Genomic DNA, 14,365 nt, shown 5'->3' on the forward strand with positions numbered 1-14,365 from the left:
AATGTGCCGGCCGTAGGGTGGATTAGCCGCAGGCGTAATCCACCGCTTGCCGATTGTTTGGGTTCATCGCCCATTGTCGGGAATTTAGATTGGTCAGACGTCTGACGTCGGAAGTCGGAAGTCGGACGCCAAAAACCGCAACCAGCCTGCGGGTTTAGAGCCGGTGGAGACCAAGATAGCGGATCCAAGGCCTGTAGGTTTTCCGTTTATAGCGTCCAACTTCCGACGTCCGACCCCAGACCCTGTATCACTTTCCCTCTCATCCGCGATGAACCGTTTGTGGTGGATTACGCCTTAGGCTAATCCACCCTACTTTTCTACATGAGTGCCGGGAACGGCCAGTATGCCAGCATGCTTCCCGGCGATACGGTTTCACCCACCGGCACCACCGCCAGCCCGTCCGCCCACACCGCAGAGCTCAACATGCCGGAACTCTGGTTGGGGTGCTTCTCCAGCACCAGCTCCCCGTTTTTCGGCACGCAGCGCACGCGCAAATAATCCTGTCGCTTGCCCGCTTTTTTGACGGAAAAATCCGCCGGCAAACGGAACGGTTCCGGCAAGACCTTTTCGGCGCCACAGCAACGACGCAAGGAGGGCAACACCAGCATCAGGTAACAGACCAGCACCGCGGACGGATTGCCGGGCAAACCGAAAAACGGAATGCCGTCCACGCTACCGTAGGTGAACGGTTTGCCGGGCTTGATGGCCAGCCGCCAGAAATCCAGTTGGCCCTGCTGCTCCAGTACCGCCCGCAGATGATCCTCTTCGCCCACAGACACACCGCCGGTGGAAATAATCACATCCGGGCGCTGCTGCGCATCCGTCAGCGCCCGGGTCAGCGTAGCGCGAATAATGGCCGGGTCGTCGGGCAGATGTTCGCGCTGCACCTCGGCAAAACCACTCTGTATCAGCAGCTGCTCCAGCTGTGGGCCATTGCTGTCGTAGATTTTCCCCGGCAGCGGACTTTCCTGCGGCGCCTGCAATTCATCACCGCTGGTCAGCACCAGCACCCGGGGGGCATACACCCGCACCCGGTCTACCCCCACCGAAGCGACCAGCCCCACAGCCTGGGGAGTCAGGCGCTGGCCGGCGCGCATCACCACCTCATCCAGCCGGGCATCCTGCCCCGCCGGGCGAATGTTCTGCCCTTCGCTCACCGACGCCTGTGCCGGCAGACGCACCCGGCCATCAGCGATTTCGCAGTCTTCCTGCATCAACACCGTATCCGCCCCGGCGGGCACCGGCGCGCCGGTAAAGATACGCGCCACCTGCCCCGGCATCAGGGTGCCGGGCGGGTCACCGGCGGCAATGCGCAGCGGCATGGGCAAGGTCAGGCCCGGCTCGTCCAAGTCCGCATAACGCAGGGCCACACCATCCACGGCCGCATTATCAAAGGCCGGCACATCCACCCGGGACACCACGTCCTGGGCCAGGTACTGACCTCGGGCCTCTCCCAGGGCGATTTCCTGCACACGGGCAAACGGCCCGGCGCTGTCCAGCAGGCGGGCCAGGGCTTCCTCCACCGGCATCAGCGCCATCGGCACCCCACTCATCGACGCACCTGGGCGACAAAGTTGCAGGGCCGGTAGCGGGCATCCAGCTGGTCGCGGATGATGCGATCCCAGCCGGTGGCACAGGCATTGTTGGACCCCGGAAGGCAGAAGATCACCGTCCGGTTGGCCAGCCCGGCGAGACACCGGGACTGGATGGTGGACGAACCGATATCGTCCACGCTGACTTGGCGGAACAACTCCCCAAAGCCTTCAATGTGTTTATCAAACAGCACGCTAAGTGCCTCCGGCGTAGAGTCACGGCCGGAAAAGCCGGTGCCGCCGGTGGTCAGAATGCCCTGAATACGCTCGTCGGCGATCCACTCCGACACCACCTTGCGCAGCTGATAGATGTCATCTTTGACAATCTGGCGGGCCTGCAGGTGGTGACCGGCCTCCTCAAGACGGTGCACCAGCAGGTCTCCGGAGGTGTCGTTATCGGGGGTACGGGTATCACTGACGGTCAATACCGCCAGGGCCAGGGGCTCGAAGGCTGCCGCAGGCTTGGACATAGGGTTTCTCCTTGCTGTTGGCGCCAATGCTAGCACGAGCCATGCCACCGTGGCTGGACAGCACATCCCGAATTGACCGTTGCCAACAGCCCCCTGTTCGCCGCGGTTTGCTCACCGTACATTGACGCTATACAACGTGTTTATCGGGAGAGCTGACTATGAGCAGCAGCATGGAAACCGCCCAGCAGGATGCCGCTCGCCTGCCGCGCCTGCCACAACGCAAGCTGGACCACATTCCGGGGGATTACGGCACGCCACTACTGGGCGACACCATTCCTTTCCTCAAGGATTACCATAAGCTGGTCACCCGGCGGGCGGAAAAATACGGCCTGGTCTCCAAGGGCTCGGTACTGTTCCAGCGCGGCGTCACCCTGCTGGGGCCGGAGGCCAACGAGTTTGTCCTCAAGGACCCGGAGCACGTGTTTTCCAGCCGCGCGGCCTGGAACCCGTTTCTGGAGAAGCTGTTCACCGACGGGCTCATGCTGCGCGACTTTGCCGACCACAAGTTTCATCGCCGCATCATGCAGCAGGCGTTCAAGAAGCCGGCACTGGCCAGCTACCTGGACCGCATGAACGCCCACATCAGCAGCCAGATCCCGCTCTGGCAGACCGGCGACACCCTGAGCTTCTTCGACCATATCAAGGCACTGCTGCTGGAGGTGGGCGCACAGATATTCTTCGGTCTGGACATGGGCCCGGAATCCGACAAAGTGAACCAGTCCTTTATCGATGCCGCAGATGCCTCTCTGGCGGTATTGCGCCTGCCCATTCCCGGCACCCTGTGGCACCGAGGCATGACCGGACGCCGTTACCTGGAAAAATTCGTCACCGACCTGATTCCCCAGAAACGAGCTAGCGAGACCCCGGACTTCTTCAGCGAACTGTGCAAGGCCGCCGACGAAGAAGGCGGGCTCAGCGACCAGGACGTGATGAACCACATGATCTTCCTGCTGTTCGCCGCCCACGACACCACGACCAGCACCCTGTGCTCCATCATCTATCTGCTGGCAAAACATCCCTATTGGCAGGACCAGCTGGCCGAAGAGATGGCCGGCCTGAACAAGGACAACCTGGACTACGACGACCTGGCAAAGCTGGAAAAAACCGGCTGGGTATTCCGCGAAACCCTGCGTATGCGCCCGCCGCTGACCACCTTCCCGCGGCGCACCGTGAAGGAAGTGACCTTCCAGGGCTACACCCTGCCGCGCAACACCCTGATCAATATCTCCCCCCTGTTCACCCACTACATGGAGGAGTACTGGAGCAACCCGCACACCTTCGACCCGGAACGTTTCAGTGATGAACGGGCCGAGCACAAGAAGCACTTCTACCAGTGGGTACCCTTCGGCGGCGGCCACCACAAGTGCCTGGGACTGAACTTTGCCGAGTTGCAGACCAAGACCTTCCTGTTCCACTTCCTGCAGCGCTACAAGGTCAGCCTGAAACCGGGTTACGAAATGCCTGTGCAGCAGGTGCCGCTGATCATGCCCAAGGATGGTTTGCCGGTGGTGTTGGAGAAACGCTGAAAGGCAGCAGTAAGCCACAACACGGGAGGAGCCGAGCCTGGTGGCCGGCGCCCTACCTAATCTTTCCGTAGGAGCGCCGCTGGCGACGCGATTGAATGTAGGAGCACCTCTTGAGGTGCGAACCGAGCGTAGCGAGGCAACAGAGATTCGAACGGCAGCAACCTTTTTTGAAACCTGTCGAGCACTGCCGTCCCTGATCGCCCTGCGGTCGATTCCGCGTTCGCACGCGGTTCGCGCCTCAAGAGGCGCTCCTACAGCGGCTTCGTCGAGATGACGAAGCACGAGGAACTTTCCAGACCTCCCCTATCCTACGAGCGTAGCTCGTAGCTCAGCTCTGCTGATACAGATGTACATCCCGCTGCGGATACGGAATGGTGATGCCTGCCTTGTCGAAGGCCAGCTTGACCTGCTCAAAGAGCCCGAAATACACCGGCCAGTAATCCTCGGAATTCACCCACACCCGGGTCAGCATATTGATGCTGCTGTCCGCGTGGGCGGAGACAAAAATATTGGGATCGAACTTTCCGCCGCTGAGAATCCGGTCATCGTTATCGATCACCGACTGGATCGCTACCCTGGCATCGGCAATGCTGTCGTCATAACTAATGCCGAATTCGATATCCACCCGCCGCTGCGGCTCGCAGAACACGTTCTTGATGCAGCCATTGGACATGGGACCATTGGGAATCACGATGCGCTGGTTGTCATAGGTGATCAGGATGGTGTTGAAAATCTGGATGTCATGAACCCGGCCCATGTGCCCCTGGGCTTCGATAATATCCCCCAGTCGGTAGGGCTTGAAGAACAGGATCAGCACGCCGCCGGCAAAGTTGCCCAGGCTACCCTGCAGGGCCAGACCCACCGCCAGGCCAATGGCACCCAGCATGGCGATGAAGGAGGTCGTCTGCACCCCGACCATGCCGGCCACAGCCACCAGCAGCAGGATCTTCAGCAACACTTCCACAAAACTGGCCATGAACTTCTGCAGGGTGTCATCCACCGCCTTATGGCCGAGCACCCGGTTCAGCCCCTTGGTGATTCGGCCGATCAGCCAGAAGCCCACGATCAGCGTAATGATGGCCAGTACCACCTTGGGCAGGTAGGTCATGCCCAGCTCAATCGCCTTGTCCAGATAAGGCTGCACCTGCTCCACTTCCATGGTTCCCTTCCTTTGCGATAATGTGAAAGCCGTTAAAATAGCACTGCTTTCGCCACCCTCAGCGGCAACACGTCGGAATTTGCCATTATTTACGCTTTACAGGGAATGAACCGGATTCCGGTTTGCGGCTATACTGCGGGCACATTTTTTACCCGATAGACAGCCATGAAGTACGCCATCCTGCCGGTTACCCCGTTCCAGCAAAACTGCTCCTTCCTCAAGTGCGACACCACTGACAAGGTGGCCATCGTCGATCCCGGCGGGGATCTGGACAAGATTCTGGAAGCCCTGCAGCAGGTCGGCGGCACGCCGGAAAAAATTCTCGTCACCCACGCCCATCTGGATCACATCGGCGCCGTGGCCGAGCTGGCGGAAAAACTGGATCTGCCCATCGAAGGGCCACACAAGGACGACCAGTTCTGGATCGACATGCTGCCCCAACAGGCGCAGATGATGGGCTTTCAGCCATCACGCCCGTTCACCCCGAACCGCTGGCTGGAAGACGGTGACACGGTCACCGTAGGCGAGACCGAATTCCAGGTGCGTCACTGCCCGGGCCACACCCCCGGCCACGTGGTGTTCTACCAACCGGAAAGCAAACTGGTGGTGGTCGGCGATGTGCTGTTCAACGGCTCCATCGGTCGCACGGATTTCCCCAAGGGGGATTTCGACACCCTGATCCAGGCCATCAAGGACAAGCTGCTCACCCTGGATGACGATGTGTCCTTCATCCCTGGCCACGGTCCCATGTCCACCATCGGTCACGAGCGGGCCAACAATCCTTTCGTTTCCGGCAAGCACGGTTGAGGCAGCAATGGAATCCAGCGCAATGAAATGGGGTTTGACGGTTGCCGTGATTCTGGTGGCCTGGCTGCTGTCCGTGTTGCTGCGAGGTGCCACCCGGCGCCTGGGCCGCCGCCGTGATTTCAGCCGGGCACGCATCTTCCAAACCGCCGTGGTCATCAACAGCGCCTGTGTGGTGCTGTCACTGCTTACCATCGGGATTCTCTGGGGCCTGAACGGCAGCGGCCTGATGGTGTTCGCCACCTCGCTGATGGCACTGCTCGGTGTGGCCCTGTTTGCCAGCTGGTCCATGCTCAGCAACACCACCGCCGCCATCATCCTGTTCTTCAGTGCGCCCTACCGGGTGGGCGATCGCATCCGCCTGCTGGATGGCGACAACACGGTCACCGGGCAAATCCGCTACATGGGGCTGATCTTCATCACCGTGCAGGACGAGCTGGGCCACCGCTACACCCTGCCCAACAACCTGCTGCTCCAGAAAACCGTGATTCGCCTGCGCGGCGACACCCTGCCCAAAGACCAGAAACACTGCCGGGCTGACTAGCTCGCCCGGCGCGAGTAAAGTGACAGCTAACCTAACTGACACCCTTTGCCAGGCGGGCAAGGGCAAGACCACCACAAGGACGAAACCATGCGATACCTCTTCCCCCTGATCATCACCGCCCTGCTGGCCGGCTGTCAGAGCGGCACCGAAGCCGACAACAGGCTACCGGATGCCTGTTACCAGCCGCCGGAAACCGGCATGTGCAAGGCGGCGTTCCAGCGTTACTACTACGATCAGGAAAGTGACAGCTGCAAGAGTTTTACCTGGGGTGGCTGCAAGGGGAGCGTGCCCTTCGAAACACAGGACGCCTGCGTACAGACCTGCAATGCCAGCAATAGTGAACCCGCCGCCCCGGCGAGAACCTACCGCAGCAAAGGAGACCCGCAATGAGTCAGACATCGTCCCTGGGCATGGCCCGGGCGGTTTATGTACTACACCTGGTGGGCCTGATCACCGGCGGGCTGACCGCCGTTGCCGGGGTCATCATTGCCCACCTGCACGCCGGTGAAGCCCCGCCGCCCCTGCGTGAACACTTCCGCTTCCAGTACCGCACCTTCTGGATCGGTCTGCTCTACAGCATCATTGCCGGTATCACCACCCTGGCCTTTATCGGCTGGTTACTGATGGTAGTGATTACCATCTGGTGGATCGTGCGCTGTGCCCGCGGCCTGAGCACCCTGAATCGCAACGTGGCACCGGCCCGGGTAGATACCTGGGGCTTCTGATTGTGCCGCTGTCACAAAGTTGTCATTACGGCCGGCCAGACTGGCTGGCCCGCGCCTACCTAGGAGAGACCATGCTGTCCCTGCGCCTTATCCCCCTCGTTCTCTGCGTCCTGATCCTGTCTGCCTGCGCCCGCAGCCCGGTGGTTCAGCTCTATGATGGCCCCGCCAAGTCCGACAGCCAGGTCCTCACCGTGCGTGTGCCCAGTGAAATCGAAGTGTTCACCATCAACGGCAAGGAAGTGGATGGCGTGAACACCTTTTTCGCCACCGACTTCAAGGAACTGAAATTCACCCCGGGACGCTACGAGATCCTCGCCTACTACAAGGAACTGTGGCAGCTGGATGCGGACAACCACGAAATCGTGAAGAGCAACCCGGCCAACTTCATCGTCGATGGCAAGGCTGGCGAGAAATGGCAGCTGGGCTATGAAAAACCCCAGGATGTGGAAGAAGCCCGTGCCTTGGAAGATTCCTTTACCGGCTGGACCGTCAATACCGCCACTGGCGAAAAAGTCGCTGCCACGGAATCCAACCTGATCCTCAAGCGCGGCTTCCTGGCGCCGATCACCGGCGAAGAAGTGAGCACCGCCGCCGCCGACAGCGTGGCCCCCCAGCAAACGGCCACCCCGGCGCCAGCGCCCAGCGCCCCGGCTCCCGCCACCCAGGCAGCCCCTGCCCCGGCCCCCGCCGGCAGCTACCTGGATACCCTGAAAGCCCAGTGGAAACAGGCCACCCCGGAAGAACGTCGGGAATTTTTGCAGTGGATTTCGCAGTAACCCCACCGATTACTCGACGCTCCCTACTACCGTAGGAGCGTCGCTCGCGGCGCGATAACCCAACGTCTGAAAAATCGATTTACCACAGAGAGCACAGACCGAGGACAAGAAAAGGGTTTCTCTGTGCCCTCTGTGGTGAACATGCTTTCAATCCTGGTTGGGATCGCGCCGCCAGCGACGCTCCTACGGCGAGGTGTAGAAATTCACTCCCCCTGAATCGTCGCCACCACTCTTCTCGCCCCGCCATGGTCCCGGTGCTCGCACAGATAGATGCCCTGCCAGGTACCCAGCGCCAGGCGCCCATTGCTGATCGGCAGGCTCAGTGACGGGCCGATCAGCACGCTCTTGATATGGGCCGGCATATCGTCCGGGCCTTCCAGGGTGTGTTCATAATAGGGCGCGTTTTCCGGCACCATCACATTCAGGTGACGCTCCAGGTCGCCGCGCACATCCGGGTCGGCATTTTCGTTGATGGTCAGCGACGCGGAGGTGTGCTGGATAAACAGATGCAGCAAGCCCACCTTCACCTCCGCCAGCTCCGGCAAGCCTTCCCGCACTTCACGGGTTACCAGGTGGCAACCACGGCGTTGCGCCGCCAGCGTCAACGTTTTCTGAAACCACATCTTCGTCCCCTCCGGACCTTGGCTCTCCCCGCTGACCCCGGCACACTTGAGCCAACGACAGACAGGGAAACATCATGAAACTGAATGGCCAGACCATTGTACTGACCGGCGCCTCCAGTGGCATCGGGGCCGAGGCAGCGAAAATCATGGCGCGCCGAGGCGCCACCTTGTGCCTGGTGGCACGTCGCGAAGAACAGTTGCGCGAGGTTCAGGAAGTCATCGAGGCCGATGGCGGCTGCGCCTTTATCTACCCCTGCGACCTGAGCGATAACGTGGCTATCGAGGCCTGCGCTGCACGCATTCTCGCCGAGCAGCCGCGCATTGATGCACTGGTAAATAACGCGGCCCATTCCATCCGACGCCCCATCGAACAGTCCCTGGATCGCCTGCACGATTACCAGCGCACTGTGCAGTTGAATTACATCGGCGCCGTCGCCATGACCCTGAAACTGCTGCCGCGTTTTCTCGACCAGGGCCAGGGCCATGTGGTGAATATTTCCAGCCTCTCCACCCAGGTGCCCATCCCCCTGTTTTCCGCCTACCTGGCCAGCAAGAGTGCGCTGGAATCCTTCACCCGCTCCCTGCAGGCGGAAATGGGCCATCAGGGTATCAGCACCACGGTGGTGTACTTCCCCATGGTGCGCACGCCCATGTCATCGCGCACCGCCATCTACAAATACATGCCGATGATGCACGTGAAAAAGGCCGCCGGCTGGATCGTGGAAGCCTGCGAAAAACGCCCGGCGCGCATTGCGCGCCCCATGGGCAAATTGGGCAGCGTGCTGCTCGCCGCCCTCCCCGGCCCGGCCACCAAACTGCCGCAGCCGTTGTTCCGGGGTATGGACAAACTGCTGGCCAGCCAGCTTAAGAAGAAGGGGTGAAACCAAACCTCTCCGTAGGAGCGTCGCTGGCGGCGCGATAACCCAACGTCAGAAAAGATCGATTTACCACAGAGGTCACAGAGGAAAAGAAAAGGGTTTCTCTGTGTGCTCTGTGCCCTCTGTGGGGAAAATGCTTTTGATCCAGTCCCGGAATCGCGCCGCGAGCGACGCTCCTACAACAACCTTCAATTCACCACGTTGATGGCACTCCCCGCCTGCCACTGACGGATATTTTCCACGACCCCGTCCAGCAACCGCTGTCGGCATTCCCGGGTGCCCCAGGCGTTGTGCGGGGTAATGATCAGGTTGGGGATATCGTCCGCCAGCAACGGATGATCCGCCGGTGGCGGTTCGCTGCTGAGCACGTCCAGGCCGGCGCCACCCAGGTGGCCGCTACGCAATGCATCGGCCAGGGCCGGTTCATCGATCAGGCCGCCACGGGCGGTGTTGATCAACAGGGCGCCGGGTTTCATCTGCGCAATAAACGACGCATTCACCAGCTTGTCAGTCTGCGCCGTCAGCGGACAATGCAGGCTGAGCACATCCGCCTGGGGCAACAGTTCCGCCAACGACACTCGCCCGGACTGGCCACCGTGGCGCTGGAAGGATTCCGCCACCAGCACCTGCATTCCCAACGCCTCGGCCAGTCGTGCCACTTCCCGCCCCAGATCCCCGTGGCCAATCAGCCCCAGGGTCTTGCCGGCCAGTTCCATGATCGGATGATCCAGCAAACAGAACTGCTCCGCCCGGCTCCAGGCCCCGGCCTTCACATCCCGGTCGTAAAGATGCCAGCGGGTGGCCAGGGACAGCATCATGGTCAGGGTGTGCTGGGCCACCGACGCCCGCGCATAACCGCTCACATTGCACACCGTGATGCCCAATTCCCGGGCCGCCTCCAGATCCACATTATTGGTACCGGTGGCACAAATGCAGATAAGCTTGAGGGACGGGCAGGCTTTCAGGGTGGTGGCATCCAGCACCACCTTGTTGGTGATGACCACCTGGGCACCATCCAGACGCGCCAGCCGATCTTCCGGGCGGGTCAGCGGATAAAAGGTCCAGGGCATCAACGCCTCAAGGGCGGCGAAGTCCATCTCGGCGGGATTAAGGGTATCGGTGTCGAGAAAAACGCCCTGCATGTTCGGTCACCTTTATCGGGGAAGAAGGGAGGGGTTCCATGCTAACGGATTTGCTGGAAAAGATGGGCTTCACCCTGCCACAACATGAGTGGCAGAAACCGGTAGTGGGCGTCAGCGCCTGCCTGCTCGGCCAGAAGGTCCGCTACGACGGCGACCACAAACACAGCGCCATCCTGGTTCATCAACTTGGCCCCCTGCTGCGCTTTCGCGATACCTGCCCGGAAGTGGCCATCGGCCTGCCGGTGCCGAGGCCGCCCATTCAGGTGGTGCAGCTGGATGACCAGCTCCGCGTTCGGGGCGTGGACGATCCACAACAGGATGTCACCGAAGCCCTGGAAACCGTGGCCGCCGGCATGAACGAACCCTTGAGCGGTTTCGTGCTCAAAGCCCGCTCCCCCAGTTGCGGCCACCTGAGCACGCCGGTGCATAACGCCAGCGGTCAGCAGATCGGCATGGCCTCCGGCGCCTTCGCCCGCAAGCTCCACGAACTGTTCCCGCGCATCCCCCTGGCCAACGACAGCGACCTGGAAAAGCCCGCCTTCCTGCAAAGCTTTCTGCTGCAGGTGTATTGCTACCACCAGTGGCATCACAGCGACCATCAGGGCCAGTGGCTCAATGACATGCAGGCACAAAGCGAACAACTGGACGAGCCCCTGCACAGTGGGCTGCGCCACTATCTGGACAAGCTTGGGCAGGCGATGCATTGAAGAGCAGTTAATAGTTAATAGCGAAAACCAAACCCGAGCCCGGTTTCGTGGGGAATCAATGCGCGCTATCGTGGTCGGTAATGGACCCCATCAGCGACCCGGCGAGGATGTCATGACACAGCAACAGGATCGGCTGCTCTGGATCGACGGCCAATTTACCCCCGGCAGCGACAACCAGTTTTTCGACACCATCAACCCGGCCACCAATCAGGTGATCTGCCGGGTGGCCCAGGCCACCCCCGACGATGTGGATCGCGCCGTGCAGGCGGCCAAGCGTGCGCAACCCGCCTGGCAGGCACTTGGCGGCGTGGAGCGCGGGCGCATCCTGATGCGCACCGCGCAGTTGCTGCGCGAACACCGTGACGAGATCGCCCAGCTGGAAACCCTGGATGCGGGCAAGCCCATCGCCGAAACCCCGGAAGCAGATGTGGATTCCGCCATCGACTGCCTGGAGTATTTCGCCGGCCAGGCCAGCTCCCTGCAGGGGGAATACCAGCAGGTGCCCGGCGGCTTCTTCTACACCCGCCCGGAACCCTTGGGCGTGTGCGCCGGCATCGGTGCCTGGAACTACCCAGTGCAGATCGCCAGCTGGAAAGCGGCCCCGGCCCTGGCCGCCGGCAATGCGCTGGTCTACAAACCCTCGGAAGTCACCCCCCTGTCCGCCCTGCGTCTGGCAGAGCTGTTCAAGGAAGCGGGCCTGCCCAATGGCATCTTCAATGTGGTGCAGGGTTTCCGGGAAACCGGCGAGGCACTTACCGGTCACCCGCAGGTGGCCAAGGTGTCGCTCACCGGTGGCGTCCCCACCGGCAAGGCGGTGATGCGCGCCGCTGCTGATACCCTGAAAGCCGTCACCCTGGAACTGGGCGGCAAATCGCCGCTGATCATCTTCGACGATGCGGATCTGGATAACGCCGTGTCCGCCGCCATGCTCGCCAACTTCTACACCCAGGGGCAGATCTGCACCAACGGCACCCGCGTCTTTGTGCACGAAGACATCAAGGATGCCTTTGTGGAAAAACTGCTGGCCCGTGTCGGCACCCTGACCCTGGGCGACCCCGCGGACCCGGCCACGGAAGTGGGCCCGCTGATCAGCCGCCAGCACATGCAACACGTGCTCAACTATATCGAGATCGGCAAGGAAGAAGGCGGGCAGGTGCTGATCGGCGGCGGCAAGGCAGAGGTGGATGGCCTACCGGAGGGCAACTTCATATTGCCCACGGTATTCGATGGCCTCAACGACGACATGACCATCGTGCGCGAGGAAATCTTCGGCCCGGTGCTGTCACTGCTCAGCTTCCGCGACGAAGATGAAGTGGTGGCCCGCGCCAACAACACCGACTTCGGCCTGGCCGGCGGCGTCTTCACCCGCGACATCAATCGCGGCCACCGCATGGCGGAACGGATCGATGCCGGCATCGTGTGGGTGAACCACTACAACTTGACGCCCATTGAGATGCCCTTCGGTGGCTTCAAGCAGTCCGGCATCGGCAAGGAAAACAGCCGCCGCGCCTTCGCTCACTACACCCGACTGAAGACGGTGTACGTGGCCCAGGAAGATGTGGATTCGCCGTACTAAGCAAGCCAACCCGTTGGAGCCATGCTCGCATGGCGAATAACCGCAAAGGCGTTCTTACCACAGAGGTCACCGAGTTCACTGAGTCAAAATCTTTCTCTGTGCTCTCTGTGTCCTCTATGGTGAAAAGTTGACGGTCTCTTACACCTGCCGCTTGGGCATCCCGCTACGCTGATACTCCTCCCAACCATCCGCATGGAAGCTGGGCGCCGTGGACGGTGGCAGGGATTTACCCAGGATCAGGTCCGCGCCTTTTTCGCCGATCATGATAGTGGGGGCGTTCAGGTTGCCGTTGGTTACCGTGGGCATAATGGAGGAATCCACCACCCGAAGATTCTCCACCCCGTGCACCCGGCACTGCGGGTCCACCACCGCCATGTCATCGGTGCCCATGCGGCAACTGCCCGCCGGGTGGTAGGCGGTTTCCGCGGTGCGTGACATCCAGTCATCCAGCTCGTCATCGCTGTTGATGTCCGGCCCCGGTGACAGCTCGGCACCGCGATAGGGGTCCATGGCCGGCTGGGCAAAAATTTCCCGGGTGAAACGCACACCGGCCCGGAAGGCCTGGCGATCCTCTTCCCGGTCGAAGTAGTTGAAGAACATGCTGGGCGGCGCTGCCGGGTCTTTCGATTTCAATTTCACCCAGCCACGGCTAAGCGGCTTGTTGGCCCCCAGGTGCACCTGAAAACCGTGCCCCTTCACCGCACTGGAGCCATCGTAGGCAATGGCCCCGGCCAGGAAGTGATACTGGATATCCGGATACTGCAGCCCGGCACGGCTGCGAATATAACCGTTGGATTCAAAGTGGTTGGAGGTGCCCAGCCCACGGCGCAGAAACAACCAGTTGGCGCCAATCCAGGCTTTCGCCAGCGGCCCCAGCCAGCCATTCAAGGTAATCTTCTGGGTGCATTCCTGCTGCACCCACACCTCCAGATGATCGTGCAGGTTCTTACCCACCCCGGGCAGATCGTGAATCACCTCGATACCGTTTTCCTTGAGATGCTCCGCCGGACCAATGCCGGACAGCATCAACAACTTCGGCGAATTGAACGCACTGGCAGACAGAATCACTTCCTTGCGCGCCTTCACCTTGTAGGTGTTGCCGCCACGGCGGTATTCCACCCCCACCGCTTTCTTGCCTTCCATGATCACCCGGGTGGTCAGGGCGTGCATTTTCACGTCCAGGTTGGGCCGGTTCATGGCCGGCTTCAGGTAGGCCATGGCGGAGGAGCAGCGCACGCCGTTGCGCACCGTCATGTCCATGCGCCCGAACCCTTCCTGGCGGAACCCGTTGTAGTCTTCCGTGTACCCGTACCCCGCTTCCTCACCGGCCTGGATAAAGGCCCGGTACAGCGGATTCTTCATGTTGTTGCCGTTGCAGGTGGTCAGCGGCCCGTCGGCGCCGCGATAGTCATCGCCGCCGTAGACACAGCCTTCCGCCCGCTTGAAGTAGGGCAGCACATCCGCATAGCCCCAGCCTTCGGCGCCCAGTGATTCCCACTCGGCAAAGTCACCGGCGCAGCCGCGCACATAGACCATGCCGTTGATGGAAGAAGAACCACCGATCACCTTGCCCCTGGCCTGGTGAATACTGCGCCCGTGCAGACCTGGCTCCGGCTCGGTATGAAAGCCCCAGTCGAACTTGTTCATGTTCAGGGGAATGGAAAAGGCGGTGGGCATCTTGATGAAGATGGAGTTGTCCTTGCCGCCGAATTCCAGCACCAGCACCTGATTGCTGCCATCCTCGGTAAGGCGGTTGGCCAGCACGGCGCCGGCAGAGCCGGCACCGACGATCACGTAATCCATTTCCTGATCAAAGGTGGTCATGATTCACCTCGTTCGCATG

15 protein-coding genes are annotated in these 14,365 nt (G+C 61.2%); 9 read left to right on the forward strand and 6 right to left on the reverse strand.

From position 1 onward, the window contains the following. Window positions 1–317: 317 nt before the first annotated feature. Window positions 318–1,553, reverse strand: coding sequence for a gephyrin-like molybdotransferase Glp (glp, locus tag KZ772_RS10355; protein WP_290536502.1), 1,236 nt, complete (start codon window positions 1,551–1,553; stop codon window positions 318–320). After that, a complete protein-coding gene (moaB, locus tag KZ772_RS10360; protein WP_290536503.1) occupies window positions 1,550–2,062 on the reverse strand; it encodes a molybdenum cofactor biosynthesis protein B in 513 nt (170 codons plus the stop codon). The genes glp and moaB overlap by 4 nt, the downstream gene beginning before the upstream one ends. Before the next feature lie 158 nt (window positions 2,063–2,220). On the opposite strand from moaB, the gene KZ772_RS10365 reads away from it, so the two are divergent. Next, window positions 2,221–3,588 carry a cytochrome P450 gene (locus KZ772_RS10365; protein WP_290536504.1) on the forward strand — a complete coding sequence of 456 codons (1,368 nt, stop codon included), beginning with the start codon at window positions 2,221–2,223 and terminating at the stop codon, window positions 3,586–3,588. 328 nt (window positions 3,589–3,916) lie between these two features. Here the strand turns inward: KZ772_RS10365 and KZ772_RS10370 are convergent, their stop codons facing one another. Next, window positions 3,917–4,747: a mechanosensitive ion channel domain-containing protein gene (locus KZ772_RS10370; RefSeq protein ID WP_290536505.1), complete on the reverse strand. Its 831-nt coding sequence runs from the start codon at window positions 4,745–4,747 to the stop codon at window positions 3,917–3,919. 165 nt (window positions 4,748–4,912) lie between these two features. On the opposite strand from KZ772_RS10370, the gene KZ772_RS10375 reads away from it, so the two are divergent. From KZ772_RS10375 to KZ772_RS10395, 5 genes are all read left to right on the forward strand, one after another. Further along, entirely contained in the window at window positions 4,913–5,554 is a 642-nt protein-coding gene (locus KZ772_RS10375) for an MBL fold metallo-hydrolase (RefSeq protein WP_290536506.1), read from the forward strand. 22 nt (window positions 5,555–5,576) lie between these two features. Beyond that, window positions 5,577–6,095, forward strand: coding sequence for a mechanosensitive ion channel domain-containing protein (locus tag KZ772_RS10380; protein ID WP_290536507.1), 519 nt, complete (start codon window positions 5,577–5,579; stop codon window positions 6,093–6,095). 87 nt (window positions 6,096–6,182) lie between these two features. Beyond that, a complete protein-coding gene (locus KZ772_RS10385; RefSeq protein WP_290536508.1) occupies window positions 6,183–6,485 on the forward strand; it encodes a BPTI/Kunitz domain-containing protein in 303 nt (100 codons plus the stop codon). Then, complete coding sequence (locus tag KZ772_RS10390) at window positions 6,482–6,820, forward strand: hypothetical protein (protein ID WP_290536509.1); 339 nt, start codon at window positions 6,482–6,484, stop codon at window positions 6,818–6,820. The genes KZ772_RS10385 and KZ772_RS10390 overlap by 4 nt, the downstream gene beginning before the upstream one ends. Window positions 6,821–6,891: 71 nt before the next feature. Next, window positions 6,892–7,596 (forward strand): DUF2057 domain-containing protein, encoded by a 705-nt coding sequence (locus KZ772_RS10395; protein ID WP_290536510.1) that lies wholly within the window; start codon window positions 6,892–6,894, stop codon window positions 7,594–7,596. Window positions 7,597–7,799: 203 nt separating this feature from the next. Here the strand turns inward: KZ772_RS10395 and KZ772_RS10400 are convergent, their stop codons facing one another. Further along, window positions 7,800–8,219 carry a secondary thiamine-phosphate synthase enzyme YjbQ gene (locus tag KZ772_RS10400; RefSeq protein WP_290536511.1) on the reverse strand — a complete coding sequence of 140 codons (420 nt, stop codon included), beginning with the start codon at window positions 8,217–8,219 and terminating at the stop codon, window positions 7,800–7,802. Window positions 8,220–8,293: 74 nt separating this feature from the next. On the opposite strand from KZ772_RS10400, the gene KZ772_RS10405 reads away from it, so the two are divergent. Next, window positions 8,294–9,100: an SDR family NAD(P)-dependent oxidoreductase gene (locus tag KZ772_RS10405; RefSeq protein WP_290536512.1), complete on the forward strand. Its 807-nt coding sequence runs from the start codon at window positions 8,294–8,296 to the stop codon at window positions 9,098–9,100. Window positions 9,101–9,285: 185 nt separating this feature from the next. On the opposite strand, the gene KZ772_RS10410 is transcribed toward KZ772_RS10405, so the two are convergent. Next, the gene (locus tag KZ772_RS10410) at window positions 9,286–10,239 is read right to left on the reverse strand and encodes a 2-hydroxyacid dehydrogenase (RefSeq protein WP_290536513.1); all 954 of its coding nucleotides are present in this window, start codon (window positions 10,237–10,239) and stop codon (window positions 9,286–9,288) included. Between the two features lie 38 nt (window positions 10,240–10,277). On the opposite strand from KZ772_RS10410, the gene KZ772_RS10415 reads away from it, so the two are divergent. Beyond that, window positions 10,278–10,946 (forward strand): DUF523 domain-containing protein, encoded by a 669-nt coding sequence (locus KZ772_RS10415; RefSeq protein WP_290536514.1) that lies wholly within the window; start codon window positions 10,278–10,280, stop codon window positions 10,944–10,946. 58 nt (window positions 10,947–11,004) lie between these two features. Beyond that, window positions 11,005–12,522 (forward strand): betaine-aldehyde dehydrogenase, encoded by a 1,518-nt coding sequence (betB, locus tag KZ772_RS10420; protein WP_365870088.1) that lies wholly within the window; start codon window positions 11,005–11,007, stop codon window positions 12,520–12,522. Between the two features lie 138 nt (window positions 12,523–12,660). On the opposite strand, the gene betA is transcribed toward betB, so the two are convergent. Further along, window positions 12,661–14,346, reverse strand: a complete 1,686-nt coding sequence (betA, locus tag KZ772_RS10425; protein ID WP_290536515.1) for a choline dehydrogenase — start codon at window positions 14,344–14,346, stop codon at window positions 12,661–12,663. Window positions 14,347–14,365 lie beyond the last annotated feature (19 nt).

The sequence above is a fragment of the Alcanivorax sp. genome (assembly GCF_019431375.1).
Classification (GTDB): domain Bacteria; phylum Pseudomonadota; class Gammaproteobacteria; order Pseudomonadales; family Alcanivoracaceae; genus Alcanivorax; species Alcanivorax jadensis_A.